Raw genomic sequence first — 15,512 nt, forward strand, 5'->3', positions numbered from 1 at the left:
TATACGGAACACATCCACCATGGGTATCGTCAAAATTTCCGAGCAGATGCACGAGAACCTGCGCGTCGCCAGCGGCGCCCTCAGCCGCTCCATCAATTCCCAAGCCGAACATTGGATGCGCATCGGCATGCTCTCCGAGCTCTATCCCGAACTGCGCCATGCCGACATCTGCCAACTGCTGATCCGCATCGACCAGGCCGAAGGCTTCACCATCGCTTCCCTCTCGCAAGGGTTGCCGCAACCCGCGCAGCAGGAGGCCGCATAAATGGCCAAGAAGGTTTCCATCAAATCGGCCGCCGACATCGAAATGGCCCGCAAGGCGGGCGCCATGGCGGCCGAAGTGCTGCACATGATCGGCGAACACGTTCGCCCCGGCGTCACCACCGACGAGCTTGACCGCGTCTGTCACGACTACATCGTCAACGTGCTGAAAGCCACGCCCGCCAACGTGGGCTACCACGGCTTTCCCAAGACCATCTGCGCGTCGGTCAATCACGTGATCTGCCACGGCATTCCGTCGGCCAAGGTGCTCAAGAACGGCGACATCCTGAACATCGACGTCGCGGTCATCAAGGACGGCTGGTTTGGCGACACCAGCCGCATGTACTACGTTGGCCAGCCCAGCCCGCTGGCCCGCCGCCTGGTCAACACCACCTATGAAGCCATGCGCGCCGGCATCATGGCCGTCAAGCCCGGCGCCACGCTGGGCGACATCGGCCACGCCATCCAGACCGTCGCGCACCGCGAGCATTTCAGCATCGTGCGCGAATACTGTGGCCACGGCATTGGCCAGATCTACCACGACGATCCACAGGTGCTGCACTACGGCCGGCCCGGCGAAGGCCTGGTGCTGCAGCCCGGCATGATGTTCACGATCGAGCCCATGATCAATGCCGGCAAGCCGCAGACCAAGCAGTTGCCCGACGGCTGGACCGTCGTCACCAAGGACCGGTCGCTGTCCGCCCAATGGGAACACATGGTCGTCGTCACCGAGACCGGCTACGACGTGCTGACCACCTGGCCCGACGGCTTCGGCGACTACCCGCCCATTCCCTGACCGAAGCGCGTCCTTGCCGCACAGCAAGGACCGGAGTGCGGGGCCGCAAGGGTACGATCAACATCGTGCCCTTGCCGTTTGCGCGGCCCCCGCCGCTCCATTCCCATGCCCGCCCTGCCCTCCACCTTCCGCCGCCTTGCGGCGTCGAACCTTGCCGCGCAATTCTCCGAGCAGATCGCGCTGGCGGCTGCGCCCTTGTATGCCGTGCTGACCCTGGGCGCCACCGCGGCGCAGACCGGCTATCTGCAGACCGCGCAGACGCTTCCGTTCCTGTTGCTTTCCCTGCCCGCCGGTGTGCTGGCCGACCGGATGTCGCGCCGGTCCCTCATGACTGGCGCCGAATGCGTGCGCGCGGCAAGCCTGATTGCACTGCTGACGCTTTTGTGGACGGGCGGCCTCAGCCTGCAATGGCTGGCGGCGCTGGGCTTTGCCGGGGCGGTGGGCACCGTCGCCTACAACGTCGCGGCCCCCGCCTTGGTGCCCAGGCTGGTCCCTCCTGCTGAACTGTCCAACGCCAACCGCTGGCTGGAGCTGGCGCGCAGCGCCGCCTTTTCTGCTGGTCCGGCCGCGGGCGGCGCGCTGGTCGGGTGGATGGGCGCATCCACCGCTTACGTGCTTGCCACCACGCTGTCGCTGCTGGCCGCCGTGTTTCTTGCCGGCCTGCCGCAAGATGCGCCCAAGCCCGCCATGCGGCGCCATCCGCTGACCGAACTGCGCGAAGGCGCGGCATTCGTCGCCACGCATCCCTTGTTGCGCCCGGTTCTCTTGACCGCCCTCTTCTTCAATACCGCGTGGTTTGTCCTGCTGGCCATCTATGTTGCGTACGCCGTGGATCGGCTGGGCTTGTCGGCCGCGGGCGTCGGCATCACGCTGGGCATCTACGGCGCGGGGATGCTGGCCGGCGCGCTGGCGGCACCGTGGCTCGCGCGCCGGCTGTCGTTCGGCGCGATGATCGGCGCGGGACCGCTATCCGCTTTGCTGGCCAGCATCATCCTGCTGACGACGCTGGCCTTTCCGTCGGGTGCATGGGCGGCGGTCGGCTTCTTCCTGTTCGGCGCGGGTCCCATCCTGTGGACCATCACCACGACCACCCTGCGCCAATCGGTCACGCCCAACGCCTTGCTGGGCCGTGTGTCATCCGTCATCGTGACGGCCAATTTCGGCGCGAGGCCCATTGGCGCCCTGATCGGCGCGACCTTGGCTGCGAAGTTCGGCGTAGAAGCCTGCCTCTGGGTGTCGACCGCCGGCTTCTTCATCCAGTTCGCCGTGCTGTTCACGTCGCCGGTGCTGCGGTTGGAAAGGCAGCCAGAATTGGTTCCTGCGCAACCCGCGATCAAGGCCAAGCAATCCCGCTGACGAACGCCGTGGCCCGCGAGACGACATCGCCGCATCCGCGGCCCATCGTGATCACATGGTCACGGTCTGCCAGCAGCTGCAAGTGCACATTCGTGTTGCGCGCCGTTTTCGCGATCTCGAACGCGCCGGATACGGTCGCGACGTCGTCGTGCCGTGCATGGATAACGAGGCACGGCGCTCGCACCATGTCCATCCGGCGCCGTACCGCGGCCGCCAGCTTACCCATCTGGCCCAGCGCCCTCCACGGCGTACCCGGCAAGCCCGCGCGGCGCGGCCGTCCCGGCACCGCGCGATGCCGGGCGATGCCCAGCATACGCAACACCGGCAGCAGGAAGGCCGTGCTTGCCCGGCGCGGACCCGCACGGTCGTCATGACGGAGCACGGGCGATAACGCCAGGACGCCGGCTACGTGGAACGGCCGCTCCTGCGCCAGGGCAAGGGCCAGCACGGCGCCCGTGGCGATTCCGCCGACGACGATGCGATCGGTCCGGCTGGCCAGCATATCCGCCCCCCGGCGCACGCTGGCCAGCCAATCCATCCACCCTGCGCCGGCCAATTCTTGCAGCGACCCGCCATGACCCGCCAGCTGGACAGCCATCACGCTGTAGCCCTGTTCATTCAGGCCGCGCGCCAGTTCGTGCATTTCCCAGGGCGCGCCGCCCAGGCGGTGGATCAGCAGGATTCCCGTGCGCGCGCGCTCGCCCTTGCCCACAAGCAACTGCTCGCCCGCCTGCGGCGATAACGGTGGCAGTTGGCCGTCGCATGCCGTCGCCGTCCGGATGACCGATGCCGCGCACGGGTCCGGACACGCCGTCACCTTGCAGACCATGTCAATCGTGGTCATGCCGACGCCCCCCCGCGCTGATAGCGTTCGGGCGGCAAGCGTGCACCCACGGCGACGCGATACGCCTCGAGCGTGCGGAACATCTTTTCTCCCAGGCGCAGATGCGTATCTGCGAACGCCCGCGCGTTGGCCACAATGGCCTGAGCATGCCAAGGCCGGTTCCGGATCTGCAGGATGCAGTCGGCATACGCCGCGACGTCACCGGGCGCGGCAAGCCAGCCGGTACGGCCCGGCACGACGATCTCCGGCAGCCCACCCACATTGCTGGCAACGACGGGCCGCTCGCCGGCGAAGGACTCGGGCACGATGCGCGACCAGGCTTCGGTCGCGGACGGAACCAGCACCACGTCCGCGGCGCGGATCATGTCGGGCACGTCGGTCCGATGACCTGCAAACACGACATGCTCCGCGATGCCCAGATCCACGGCCAGGCGGTACAGCGAATACGCATACGGTTGTGTGCGCGCGGTCGCCATGCCCACGACCAGGGCCACCGCGGGCACGCCTTGGATGCGCAGGCGTTGCACCACGCGAAGCAGATCGGCCTGGCCTTTCTCCGGGCGCAGCATCCCCACGGTGGCGATGACGTAAGACGCCTTGGGCGCCGGTATCCCCAAGCCGCGACGGATCCGCAGGACGGCATCCGGCGCGTCACCGGACTGAAAGAACGCGTCGCCGGCCCACTCCCCGACCACGCTGATCCGGTCGTCCGGCACCAGCCGGGCCGCCAGCAGTTCTTGTTTGCCGACGTCGCTGGTGGCGATGACGTGGTCGCAGCCGAGCTTCCATTCCAGCCGGCGGCGCAGGGATGAACGCATGGGCTTGGCAAAATGACGCGTGCGCACGACGGCGCACAGATCCCGGCACAGCGCGGCCGTCTTGGCGTCTGCGCGGCTATGGCTATCGATGACCTGGATGCGCATCGCCTGGACGGCCCGGCGCAGCGCCAGGACGGTCCTGGGCGAATAGGCAGGGTTGAAGTCAATATCCACGGTCGTCAGCTTGCGCTCCCGCGCGGCGTGGCTCACGGCGCTGCCCGAGGGCGACGCAATGGCCACTTCGTAGCCGTGAAGGTGCAGCCAGCTCGCCTGCTCCAGCGTGCGGAATTCCAATCCGCCCAGACTGCGCTCAGCCAGCGTGTGCAGTATGCGCATGATGATCCAATACATCCAGACAGGCCGCCAGCACTTCACCGGGCGTGATCGAATTGATGCCGCTTGGCGGATGCCGCGGCACCACGAACGCCGACCCGCGCCGGCGCCAGAACCACTCGGGATTCGCTTCGTTGAAAACGCCCACATACGGCACGCAAGCGCCTTGCGCGATGTGCGAGGGGCCGCAATCGTTGGCTACCACCAGCCGCGCGCGCAGCATGATGGCGCTCAGCTCGGCGATGGGCCGGCAATAGGCAATGGAGAAGTCCGGCCGCTGCATCGCGCGCAGGGCATCCCGCTCCGAGGCTTCCTGCTGGCCCAGCACGAAGAGAAAACGGGTGCCGGCGCCCAGCAGCGGTTTCAGCCTGTCGGCCAGCCGCAGGTAGTTCGACAGGCTCCAGCGCTTGAAGTCGCCGGCGCCGCCCCCGGGAATCATCACCACGTCGCCGCCCAACGGCACGCGCAGGTGCGGACGCGCCAGCGTATAGAAACATGCGCGCGTCGCCCCCTCCAGGTCGAATGGCCGGTACGACGCCAGCAAGCGCAGATTGGCCTGGCCGATGTATTCGGTGATGTCCTTGCGATGGCAATGCGTCCAGGCCACGTCGCTGAAGCGGGCATTGCGAAAGCCCAACCGGATCGCCGGACGGCGCAGCAGATTGACCACGCCGAATCGCTCGCTGCTGTGATGCAGGCTGACGGACATGCGGGTCTCGGATTTCAGGCTGCGCAGGTAATCGATGAATGTCGAGGCACGTACGAACTCGTCGACCCACGGCAGCGCCCGGTAGAAATTGCCCACGTCGTCACGGGCGACCACCTTCAGCCGGCGCGATGGCCACCATGTCTTGAGCTGATACAGCGTTGGCATGGCGACGATCTGGTCGCCCAGCTGCGGCTGGCTTCTGACATACACAACGATCTCCGACACCTGCGGCCTCCGTATTGACGGCCAGTTGGCCGATGGCCGGCAATGTATCGGGAGGCGTCAGGCAAATTTCCCGGATCTCTTTAACAATTGTGAAGAAGCATTAAGCGGCCCGGCATACCACTGCACAACGCCGGCGGCCGCGCGCGGCGGGCGGGTCGGATCAGGCCGCTTGCCAGCGAATCACGAAGCGGGCGCCGCCCAGCGGGCTCTCGGACACCAGCGCCTCGCCGTTGTGCCATCGCGCCACGCGGCGCACAATCGCCAGGCCCAGCCCGGTACCGCCAGTGCCGCGCGCTCGGCTTTCGTCGAGCCGGATAAAGGGATCGAACACGCGCTCGCGATCGGCGGGCGGCACGCCCGGCCCATCGTCGTCCACCGTCAGCACGTACTGCCGTGGCGCGGGGCTGGCAAGTCCGACCTGCACCTGCCCGCCGGCGTGGCGGATGGCGTTCTGCAGCAGGTTGAGCAAGGCGCGCGTCATGTAGCGCGGGTGCAGCCGCACGTCGCCTGCATCGCAGTGCGTCACCACGCACTGCACCCCCGACAATTCGGCCTCGAACGACGCATGCTGCACAACGGAATCGAGCCACCCGCGGGCGTCCTGGGCTTGAAGCGGAATGTCGTCGCTCTTGTGTTCCAGGCGGGCGTACATCAGCAATTCCGACGCCATGCTGTCCAGCTCGGCGACATCGTTCTTCATGTCCTCGACCAGTCGCCGGCGCGCGGCGGGATCGGCCTCTTGCTCGATCATGTCCAGCTCGAACGACAAGCGGGCGATGGGCGTGCGCAGTTCGTGCGATACCGCGTTGGTCAGTTCGCGCTGATTGCTGATCAGCGCGCTGATGCGTTCGGACATCTGGTTGAAGGTGTCGCCCAGCCCACGGATGCTGGAAAACCGCGACAGCTGGGCGCGCACCCGCAGGTCGCCCTGCCCCATCCGCTGCGCGGCGGTCTTCAGCGCCTCCAGGTCGCGCCAGACCGGCAGCGCCCACACCAGCATGAAGGCGCACAACAGCACGCCCAGGGCAGCGTAGATTGCAACGATCACCCACGTGCCGACGAGCGGCTCGGGCGGCAGCTTGACCATCAGCCACTGTGCGCCCGGGCCCGGTATGGCGGCCACGAAGCTCATCAGGTTGTCGCGCAGGAAGAACCCGCCCGCATCGATGGTGCGCCGCTCATCGCGGGTCAGCGCGAAATCGGCCGCGTTGTAGTCGGCCGGCTCCAGCACCTGCAACGCCAGTCCGTAATGCGGCGCCAGCGTGTTGCGCACGTAGTCGGGGCGCGCGTCCGGCGGCACGTGGGCCAGCTCCTGCTTCAGGCTATGCAACTGGCCTCGGACAGCTTCGCGCGTGTAATTGGCCGTCTCCGACTCAAAAAGATAGTTTGCCGCCCGGTCGACGACTTCGTTGGACAGCACGAAGCCAATGGCCAGCACCACGAAGATGCGCAGGACGAACTTAAGCATCGTCCAGCTCGTGACCCTTGGGCGAGAACAGGTAACCCTTGCCCCAAATGGTCTTGATGCGGGCCGGATCCCGCGGATCGTCATCGAGCTTGCGGCGCAATTTGCTGATGCACACATCCACGGTGCGATCCAGCCCATTGAATTCGACGCCGCGCACCGCGTTCAGCAGATCGTCGCGCGTCAACACCTGCCCAGCCTGGCTGGCAAGCGCCCAGAGCATTTCAAATTCCAGTGTCGTCAGGTCGACCTCGACCCCGGCCACCATCACCGCGCGCGTCTGGCGGTCGATGGACAGCGCGCCGAAATCCAGGCGTTCAGGCTGCAGCTCGGTCTGGTTGTGGCGCCGCATCAAGGCGCGGATCCGCGCCAGCAGGACGCGCGGTTCCACGGGCTTGATGACGTAATCGTCCGCGCCGGACTCCAGGCCCAGGATGTGATCCAGGTCGTCTTCGCGCGCCGTCAGCATCAGGATCGGCGCAGTCGAGAACGCACGCAGGTCGCGGCAGACCTGCAAGCCGTCGCGGCCCGGCAGCATCAGGTCCAGGATGGTGATGGCCGGCTCGTGGCGGCGGAACGCATCCACCGCGTGATCGCCACGATAAGCCTGGGCAACATTGAAACCGTGTTGTTCCAGAAACTGCGCGATCAGGCGCGCCAGCTTCGTATCGTCTTCGACTAACAGGGCCTTGGTCATGGTGGGCAGACAGAGGTTCATGCACCGTCACAGTGCAATGGCGCGGCAAGCATACACCGAAAGAAAAATACTCAATCCGGGCCATGACTTTGTCGAGCGGCATTGAACTCACGTCTGCGGGCGCGGCTCATTCGTTGAGCGACATTGGCCGATCCCCGCCCGGAGGCAAACGAAACAGACGCCTCACCCCATTCAAGAACGCCCCATAAGGCCGCCCGAGCACCAGCATCATCACCGCCGCGCCGAATACGCCGCGCACCAGACCGTCGCCAGAGGCGCCGCTGAAAGCGATGATGGCCGCGTAGATCGGCACCTGGAAACTCATCAGTGCCACGCTATCCCACAGCAGCCGGGACGCGCGCGTGTCCGTCGCGCGCCGCATCACCCAGTCGCGCCACATCCCATACGGGCGCCCCACCGGAATCATCAGCGCGCCGCCAAGCAGCCGAGCGTGGAACACCTGTTCCCAGGTCATTCCCGCTATCCAGCGCTCGTTGATGACGCCGGTGGTGGTAAAGAACAGGATCAGCGCCAAGGTATCGGCGAGATAGGATCGGGTAGAAAGTGGCATTGGCGTCTTGGCTGTCACCTGCGGTTTTCCTGAAACTGTTCCGGCTGCGCATTCCCCGGTCTGTATCTGGCGGTGGCCCTTGCCGCCCGCTAGACTGCGGCGATCCTGTACTTCCGAACGCCCCGCCGGGCTGGCTGTCATGCTGAAAATTCTGGGTAAGGCCTCGTCCATCAACGTGCGCAAAGTGCTGTGGACGTGCGCAGAACTGAACCTGCCCTTCGATCGCGAAGACTGGGGCAGCGGTTTCCGGCCGACGTCCGATCCGCAATTTTTGGCGCACAATCCCAATGCGATGGTGCCCGTGATCCAGGATGGCGACTTCGTCCTGTGGGAGTCCAACACCATCATCCGCTATCTGGCGGGCCAGTATGACGGGCGGCATCTTTATCCGGCCGAGCCCAAGGCGCGGGCCCGGGTGGATCAGTGGATGGATTGGCAGGCAACGGACCTGAACCGGTCCTGGAGCTACGCGTTCATGGCGTTGGCCCGGCAGTCGCCTGCGCACCAGGACGCCGCTGCCATCGACGCGTCGTGCAAGGAATGGGCGCGATTCATGGGGATCCTGGACCAACGCCTTGCCGACACCCGGGCGTACGTGGCGGGCGACACCTTCACGCTGGCCGACATTCCCGTTGGGCTGTCCGTGAACCGCTGGTTCGAGACGTCCTTCAGCAAGCCCGCGCTGCCGTCGGTGGCGGCCTATTACGACCGCCTGGCCGAGCGCGACGGCTACCGGCAGTACGGCCGCAACGGGACGGCCTGAGAACGGGGCGAGACCGGCGCCGGCCGGGCCGGCGCAGTCATCCTTGCTACTTCACGACGCCGCAAACCAGGCGTCCGCCCCCGCCGCCCAGCGGCTCGGGCTTATCGCTGTAGTTGTCGCCGCCCGCGTGGATCATCAGCGCGTGCCCCTTTACGTCGGCCAGCTTCAGATGCGGCGCCAGTACGGTTTTCGTCGCGCTGCCGTCGGCCGCAACGGTGAGGAATGGCAGGTCGCCCTGGTGTCCGTCGGTAGCCATCGGTCCCTTGTGGGCCTTGGTGCCCTTCGGGTCCAGATGGCCGCCCGCGCCGCCGCCCGGGGCGGTCTTGCCGTTCACCATGCCCGGCTCGCAGGAGCCTTTCTCGTGGACATGGAAACCCCGCTCGCCCGGCGGCAGGCCTTTGAGGTGGGGCGTGATCTGCAGCCCCTCCTTGGTGTCTTTCAAGGTGATGGTGCCGGCGCTCTTGCCCACGCCTTCTGGCGTCAGGAACGACATCGAGACGTCTTCGGCCAGCGCCGCGCTGGACGCGCCCGCCAAAGCCAGCGCCGTGACAAGCATCGAGAATTTCTTCATGAATTGCCTCCTGGAAAGATGCCCGCGAACTGCGGGCGGCCAACGGAGCGAGACGCGCGCCTCGCGCGATGGGTGGCGCCAATGAAGATAGCACCGGCGCCGAGCGGTCCGCCAGCAAACTTCATTCCTGATACAAGGTTTGACACGGCGTAGGACACCGCGCCGTTTATCCGTTCACCAGCAGGATCACCGCGTGCAGCAGCACGCCGATCAGCCCCCCGACCAGCGTGCCGTTAAAGCGGATGTATTGCAGGTCGCGCCCCACGCTGAGCTCAAGTTCATCGACCAGATGGCGCTCGTCCCAATTCTTGACGGTGCGTGAAATGTGCTCGGTGACGCCCACGCGCAGCCGGCCGGTCAGCCGCCGCGCGCCGCCCAGGATGTGGTTGTTGATGGCCTCGCGTAGCCGCGGGTCTTCGCCCAGTTTGCGGGCCAGCGCCAGCAGCGCGCTTTCCAGGTGCGCGGCCAGCGCGGAGTGTTCGTCCGCCAGGTCGCGCCGCAGCGCCGCATGGATGTCGTCCCACAGACCCTGGACGTACTCCTGGACCTTGGGATGGTCGATGGCCCGCTGCTTCAGCGCTTCGACCTGGCCAGCCAGGGCGGGATCCGTCTTCAGGCGTTCGATGTAGTTCATCACCCAGGCCTCGTAGTCCCGGCGCACCGGATGATCGGGCTGGGACAGCACATCGCGCAGCTCTTCGACCAGCGCGCGCGCCAGGCGGTCGGCCAGGTTGTCGGCAATGTTGTCGACGGACTTGACCACGTCGACGGCGGCGATGATGCGCGGCCATTCCTTGCGGGCGAACTTCACGAGCAGCGTCGACGCCCGTTCCTTGACGTCTTCCTCGGCCAGATAGCCGCCCAGGCGTTCCAGCGCGGCGTCCAGCAATTCCTGGTGCCGCCCGTCGCGGGTCAAGAGGCCGAGGACCTCGCCCGCCGTGGCGGCCGCGTCCCAGCGGCGCAGATTGCTGACCACGAACTCCTGGATGACGCCCCGCACGGCACGGTCGTCCAGCAGGTCCAGTGTCTGCAACGCCACCCGGCGCGCGCCGTCGCTCAGGGCGCGGGCCTGGGCGGGCCGCGCCAGCCAGCGGCTGAGCCGCGCGGCGGGGTCGAAGACGCGCAGCTTTTCGATCAGGGTATCGGGGTCCAGGAAGTGATCGCGCACGAACACCGCCAGGCTGTCGCCGATACGGTCCTTGTTGCTGGGGATGATGGCGGTGTGCGGAATGGGCAGGCCCATGGGCCGCCGGAACAGCGCCACCACGGCGAACCAGTCGGCCAGCGCGCCCACGGTGGCTGCCTCGCAAAAGGCGCGAACCCATGCCCACGCGCCCTGCCCGCCCATGACGTGGCTGGTGATGAAGCCGCTGACCATGGCCACCAGCAGCGCCAGCGCCGCGATCTTCATGCGGCGCAATTGCGTGCGCCGCGCATCCAGGGATGGCGCGGCGCGCACGCCGGAGAGCCGGTCGGAACGGAAAGTGTCGGTCATGGAGAATCCGGTGATTCGAGGTGCAAGCATACCAATCGCACGCCGCCCGGCCATTGCGACCGGGCCTGCCCGAAAGGCCTACTCGCTCAGAAACTCGGACAATGCCTCCAGCCCTTCGATGTGGTCGGAAACCACCTTTGCGATGAACGCAATGGGCACCGACAGCAGCGTGCCCCAGATGCCCCACAGCCACGTGAAGAGAAGCAGCACGATGAACACGGCGACGGCATTCATGCGGGCGATCCGCCCCGACATCCAGGTGGTGACGAGCACACCGATCAAGAGCGCGATCGCGACCGAACTCATCGAGATCGCCAGCGCCGGGCCAAGTTCTCCGAACTGGACCAGGCCGGCAATGCCGGTCCCGACCGCGGTCATCAGCGGGCCGAAGTACGGAATGATGTGCAGCGCGCCGGCCACCACCGCCCACGTCGCGGCGTTTTCCAGCCCGAGCCAGCGGAACGCCACCCACGACAGCAAACCCAGCGCTACGTTGGTCACCAGCATCATCGCCATGTACATGTGGATGGAGTTGTTGATCTGGTCCAGCATGTGCACGCTGATCTTCTTCTGCGACAACGTGTTGCCCGCCATCTTCACGAACTTGCGCTTGAACGCATTGCCCGACAGCAGCAGGAAAAAGACCAGGAACACGCACATGGTCGCCTGCCCTACGAAGGTCGCCAGGCCTTTCGAGCCCCACAGCAAGATGTCGTTCAGGCCCGCCTCCGGTTTCGCGACGACGACCCGCCCGCCCGCCTTGGACGCGCCGGATTCCTGCAGGATGCTTGCTGCGTTGCGCAATTTTTCCAGGAACGACCCGTCCCCGCTCAACAGGCCGCCCAACGTGCGGGACAGCTTGCTGGATATCTCGGGCAACGCATTGATGATGCCGGTGACCTGGTCCTGCGTGAAATAGATCACACAGCCAATACCGACCGCGATGGCGCCCATGACGGCCACCGTGCCCAGCCACCGGGGCACGCGGTGCCGTTCCAGCATTGCCACGACCGGGTCCAGGGTGTAGGCGACGACAATTGCCATGACCACCGGCACGATGAATTCCTGGGCAGCCTTCAAACCGAACAGCACCGCCAGCACGGTCAGCGTCACGAGACAAAAGCCGCTGACGCGCACAAGCGGCGTCGGCGCGGGCGGCTTGATAAGGCCGGCGTCCTGGGCCGTGACCTTTTCTTCTGGCGGTTCGGGTTTTTCCTCGGCCGGCGGGGCCGTCACCGGCTCCGGGCCCTGCCTCTGAGTGGAGGTGTCCACTGGCGTCGCGCTGTCCATCATTCCCCTCACATCCAATTTGCGAAGGCCTTCAGCAAGTCTCGTGCCCGCGGGCGCTACCCGGCGCTTACCGCCAGCAGACCGGGTTCGCCGTCATGCCGCCGCTGCGCGCGTTCGAGGATGAATTCGATCATCATTGCCAGCGCGCGCGGGTGATGGCGGTTGGGCATATACAGCATATACATGCCGCGCCCGAAAATGCTCAGCCGCCAGTCCGTCAACGCCGGTAACAGTTCGCCGCGCGCAATGTCTTCATGCACCACGTAGTCCGGCACCACGCCCACGCCCAACCCCGCGCGGATGGCGTCGCGCAGGAAGGCGTAGTTGCGGGAAATGACGGTGGGTTCCAGCACCACATGCTGGCGGGGCTGGCCGCCGTAGTAGGCCGACAGGCGCAGCGGCCGCCCGATCACGGCGGCGCTGATGACGGGCGTGCCGGCCAGGTCTTCCGGCCGCTGCGGCAGGCCGCGGCTTGCCGCATAGTCGGGGGACGCGCAGGCCACGTAGCGCACCTGCCCCAGTTCCCGCGCGACCAAGTGCTGCGGCGGGTCGGACATGATGCGCACAGCGATGTCGACCTCGTCGCGCAGCAGGTCTTCGACGCTGTTCTCGAACAGCACGTCCAGCACGATGTCGGGGTAGGTCTTCTTGAATTCCAGCAGCCAGGGCGTCATCACGAACTGCCCGTACCCGCTGGGCACGCTCAGGCGCACCTTTCCCTGCGGCGTTTTGCCCAGCGTTTCGATCGACTCGCGCGCGGCCGCCAGTTCGTCCTGAATGCTGCGGCCGTGCTTGTACAGCTTCAGGCCGATCTCGGTAGGTTCCACGCGCCGGGTCGTGCGCCGCACGAGCTGCATGCCCACCGATCGCTCGAGCTGGCTCAGGTGATAGCTGACGTTGGCCCGCGTCATTTTCAGGCGGCGCGCGGCTTCACTGAGATTGCCCGCGTCCAGGATTTCGACCAGCAGAGTGAGGGATTTGGTGTCCATGACGGCGCTCCTTGCCGTGCATTGTCAAATTTTCTTGTCCGGAGTGTCAATTATCGATGCCATTGTCAAGACATCTTTGCTGGGAAAGAATAAAGCCATAACAGACGGGCCACGCCTGGCCCGCCCCAGGCTCCGCTCGCGCAGCCGTCGGTGCTCCGGCATGCCGGCGCCGCGCGCGAGCAGGAAGCCATTAAGGAGACACTGTCCATGACAGACAGCGCAAGCACCGGCGCGGCCCAGACGCGCCGCCATGAAGACATTATGGTCGTCGTCATCGACCATCCTCCCGTCAACGCCCTGAGCGCCACCGTGCGCCGCACGTTGTCCGAGGCCATCGCGCAGGCGCAGACCGACACGCGGGTGCGCGCGATCCTGCTGATCGGCGCCGGCAAGAATTTCATCGCGGGCGCCGACATCCGCGAATTCGGCAAGCCGCCGCAACCGCCCCTGCTGCCGGACCTGTGCAACCAGATCGAAGCCAGCGCCAAGCCGGTCATTGCCGCATTGCATGGCGCGGCGCTGGGCGGCGGGCTGGAGATTGCGCTGGCGGCGCACTACCGGGTGGCGATGGCCAGCGCCAAGCTAGGCCTGCCCGAAGTGAACCTGGGCCTGTTGCCCGGCGCGGGCGGCACGCAGCGCGCACCCCGTTTGATGGGCGCCGCCGCGGCGCTGGATCTGATGCTGAGCGGCAAGCCCCTGTCCGCCGATGCAGCCCTGGCAGCGGGGCTGGTCGACGCCCTGGCCGCCGAGGACGACCCGTTGGACGCCGGCCTGGCCTACACACGCCAGCTGCTGGCGCTGAACGCAGGCCCGCGCCGCACGCGCGACGCGGCCAACGCGCTGGCGGACGAGACTGCGCAACGCGCGGCGGTGGACGCCGCGGCCGAACGCGTGGCCGCCACCACCCGTGGTCTGTTCTCCCCCGCCAAGATCGTGCAAGCCGTGCGCGCCGCGATCGACCTGCCCTTCGACGAGGGCCTGCGCACCGAACGCGCCCTGTTCCTGCAATGTCTGGACAGCCCGCAACGCGCCGCGCTCATCCACGCGTTCTTCGCCGAGCGTGACAGCGCCAAGATTCCCGAGCTCAAGGAAGCCCGTTCCCGTCGTCTGGAACGCGTGGGCATCGTGGGCGGCGGCACAATGGGCGCGGGCATCGCCGTGGCGGTGCTGGATGCCGGTCTGCCGGTGGTGATGGTCGAACAGGACGATGCGGCCCTGGCGCGCGGCCGCACCCGCGTCGAACAGGTGTACGACCTGCTCGTCAAGAAAGGCCGCATCACCGCTGACGAACGCGCGGCCCGCCTGGCGCGCTTTACCGGCGCCACGGATTACGACGCGCTCGGCCAGGCCGATCTCATCATCGAAGCCGTGTTCGAGGACATGGCCGTCAAGCAGGCCGTCTTTGCGCAGCTGGACCGCGTGGCCAAGCCCGGCGCGGTGCTGGCCACCAATACCTCTTATCTGGACGTGGACCGTATCGCCGAAGCGACGCGCGGGCCCGCCGACGTGCTGGGCCTGCACTTCTTTTCGCCCGCCAACATCATGAAGCTGCTGGAAGTGGTGGTCGGTCGTCACACCGCGCCGGATACCGTCGCCACCGGCTTCGAGCTGGCGCGCCGGTTGCGCAAGATTCCCGTGCGCGCGGGCGTCTGCGACGGCTTCATCGGCAACCGCATCCTGGCCGTGCACCGGCAGGCGGCCGACATGATGATGGAGGACGGCGCCTCGCCGTACGACATCGACGCCGCCGTGCGCGCGTTCGGCTATCCGATGGGTCCCTACCAGATGGCCGACCTGGCAGGCGGCGACATCGGCTGGGCCACCCGCAAGCGCCGCGCCCCCACGCGCGATCCCGCGCTGCGCTATGTGCAGATTCCCGACCGCCTCTGCGAGCGCGGCTGGTTCGGGCAGAAGACCGGCCGCGGGTTCTATGTGTATCCCGACGGCGCCCGCCAGGGCACGCCCGACCCCGAGGTGCTGGCCATCATCGACGACGAACGCCGCCGCGCCGGCGTCACGCCCCGCCCATTCACGCAGGAAGACATTTTGCGGCGCTATCTGGCCGCCATGGTCAATGAAGCCGCCAACGTGCTGCATCAGGGCATCGCGCTGCGCCCGTCCGACATCGACGTGGTGTTCCTGTCCGGCTACGGCTTTCCGCGCCATCGCGGCGGCCCGATGCACTACGCCGACAGCGTGGGCCTGGCGCACATCCTGGCCGACATCCGCGGCTACGCGGCCGAAGACCCCGCGTTCTGGAAGCCGTCGCCGCTGCTCGTGCAGCTGGCCGAATCCGGCCGCACCTTTGGCAGCCTGAACGCCGCCTGAT

General features: G+C 66.8%; 15 protein-coding genes. 5 read left to right on the top strand and 10 right to left on the bottom strand.

The annotated features are described in order from the left end of the window. The first annotated feature begins 19 nt into the window (after positions 1 to 19). From H4P35_RS14660 to H4P35_RS14670, 3 genes are all read left to right on the top strand, one after another. Positions 20 to 265: a ParD-like family protein gene (locus H4P35_RS14660; RefSeq protein ID WP_056318213.1), complete on the top strand. Its 246-nt coding sequence runs from the start codon at positions 20 to 22 to the stop codon at positions 263 to 265. Beyond that, positions 266 to 1,057 carry a type I methionyl aminopeptidase gene (map, locus tag H4P35_RS14665; protein ID WP_056318211.1) on the top strand — a complete coding sequence of 264 codons (792 nt, stop codon included), beginning with the start codon at positions 266 to 268 and terminating at the stop codon, positions 1,055 to 1,057. Between the two features lie 105 nt (positions 1,058 to 1,162). Then, a complete protein-coding gene (locus H4P35_RS14670; protein ID WP_226846074.1) occupies positions 1,163 to 2,413 on the top strand; it encodes an MFS transporter in 1,251 nt (416 codons plus the stop codon). Here the strand turns inward: H4P35_RS14670 and H4P35_RS14675 are convergent. From H4P35_RS14675 to alaE, 6 genes are all read right to left on the bottom strand, one after another. After that, on the bottom strand, positions 2,391 to 3,257 hold the full coding sequence (locus H4P35_RS14675; RefSeq protein WP_226846075.1) for a carboxylesterase: 867 nt from the start codon (positions 3,255 to 3,257) through the stop codon (positions 2,391 to 2,393). The two genes, H4P35_RS14670 and H4P35_RS14675, sit on opposite strands and share 23 nt — an antisense overlap. Then, positions 3,254 to 4,411, bottom strand: coding sequence for a glycosyltransferase family 4 protein (locus H4P35_RS14680; RefSeq protein ID WP_226846076.1), 1,158 nt, complete (start codon positions 4,409 to 4,411; stop codon positions 3,254 to 3,256). Before H4P35_RS14680 ends, H4P35_RS14675 begins: the two co-directional genes overlap by 4 nt. Then, entirely contained in the window at positions 4,386 to 5,342 is a 957-nt protein-coding gene (locus H4P35_RS14685; protein ID WP_217617612.1) for a glycosyltransferase family 9 protein, read from the bottom strand. Before H4P35_RS14685 ends, H4P35_RS14680 begins: the two co-directional genes overlap by 26 nt. Before the next feature lie 160 nt (positions 5,343 to 5,502). Beyond that, positions 5,503 to 6,810, bottom strand: coding sequence for an ATP-binding protein (locus H4P35_RS14690; protein ID WP_226846077.1), 1,308 nt, complete (start codon positions 6,808 to 6,810; stop codon positions 5,503 to 5,505). Beyond that, entirely contained in the window at positions 6,803 to 7,504 is a 702-nt protein-coding gene (locus H4P35_RS14695; protein ID WP_370638981.1) for a response regulator, read from the bottom strand. Before H4P35_RS14695 ends, H4P35_RS14690 begins: the two co-directional genes overlap by 8 nt. Positions 7,505 to 7,631: 127 nt before the next feature. Further along, entirely contained in the window at positions 7,632 to 8,216 is a 585-nt protein-coding gene (gene alaE / locus H4P35_RS14700) for an L-alanine exporter AlaE (RefSeq protein ID WP_226846079.1), read from the bottom strand. Here alaE and H4P35_RS14705 point away from each other — a divergent pair. After that, complete coding sequence (locus tag H4P35_RS14705; RefSeq protein WP_226846080.1) at positions 8,215 to 8,838, top strand: glutathione S-transferase family protein; 624 nt, start codon at positions 8,215 to 8,217, stop codon at positions 8,836 to 8,838. The genes alaE and H4P35_RS14705 overlap by 2 nt on opposite strands. A gap of 46 nt (positions 8,839 to 8,884) precedes the next feature. Here the strand turns inward: H4P35_RS14705 and sodC are convergent, their stop codons facing one another. From sodC to H4P35_RS14725, 4 genes are all read right to left on the bottom strand, one after another. Beyond that, entirely contained in the window at positions 8,885 to 9,409 is a 525-nt protein-coding gene (sodC, locus tag H4P35_RS14710) for a superoxide dismutase family protein (protein WP_056318192.1), read from the bottom strand. A gap of 166 nt (positions 9,410 to 9,575) precedes the next feature. Then, a complete protein-coding gene (locus H4P35_RS14715; RefSeq protein ID WP_062841004.1) occupies positions 9,576 to 10,904 on the bottom strand; it encodes a DUF445 domain-containing protein in 1,329 nt (442 codons plus the stop codon). Between the two features lie 78 nt (positions 10,905 to 10,982). Further along, positions 10,983 to 12,197, bottom strand: a complete 1,215-nt coding sequence (locus H4P35_RS14720; RefSeq protein WP_226846081.1) for an AI-2E family transporter — start codon at positions 12,195 to 12,197, stop codon at positions 10,983 to 10,985. A 53-nt stretch (positions 12,198 to 12,250) separates the two neighbouring features. Continuing rightward, on the bottom strand, positions 12,251 to 13,183 hold the full coding sequence (locus tag H4P35_RS14725; RefSeq protein ID WP_180098596.1) for a LysR family transcriptional regulator: 933 nt from the start codon (positions 13,181 to 13,183) through the stop codon (positions 12,251 to 12,253). A gap of 207 nt (positions 13,184 to 13,390) precedes the next feature. On the opposite strand from H4P35_RS14725, the gene H4P35_RS14730 reads away from it, so the two are divergent. Further along, positions 13,391 to 15,511, top strand: coding sequence for a 3-hydroxyacyl-CoA dehydrogenase NAD-binding domain-containing protein (locus H4P35_RS14730; protein ID WP_226846082.1), 2,121 nt, complete (start codon positions 13,391 to 13,393; stop codon positions 15,509 to 15,511). Position 15,512 lies beyond the last annotated feature (1 nt).

The organism is Achromobacter sp. 77 (genome assembly GCF_020541125.1).
Lineage (GTDB): Bacteria > Pseudomonadota > Gammaproteobacteria > Burkholderiales > Burkholderiaceae_B > Achromobacter > Achromobacter mucicolens.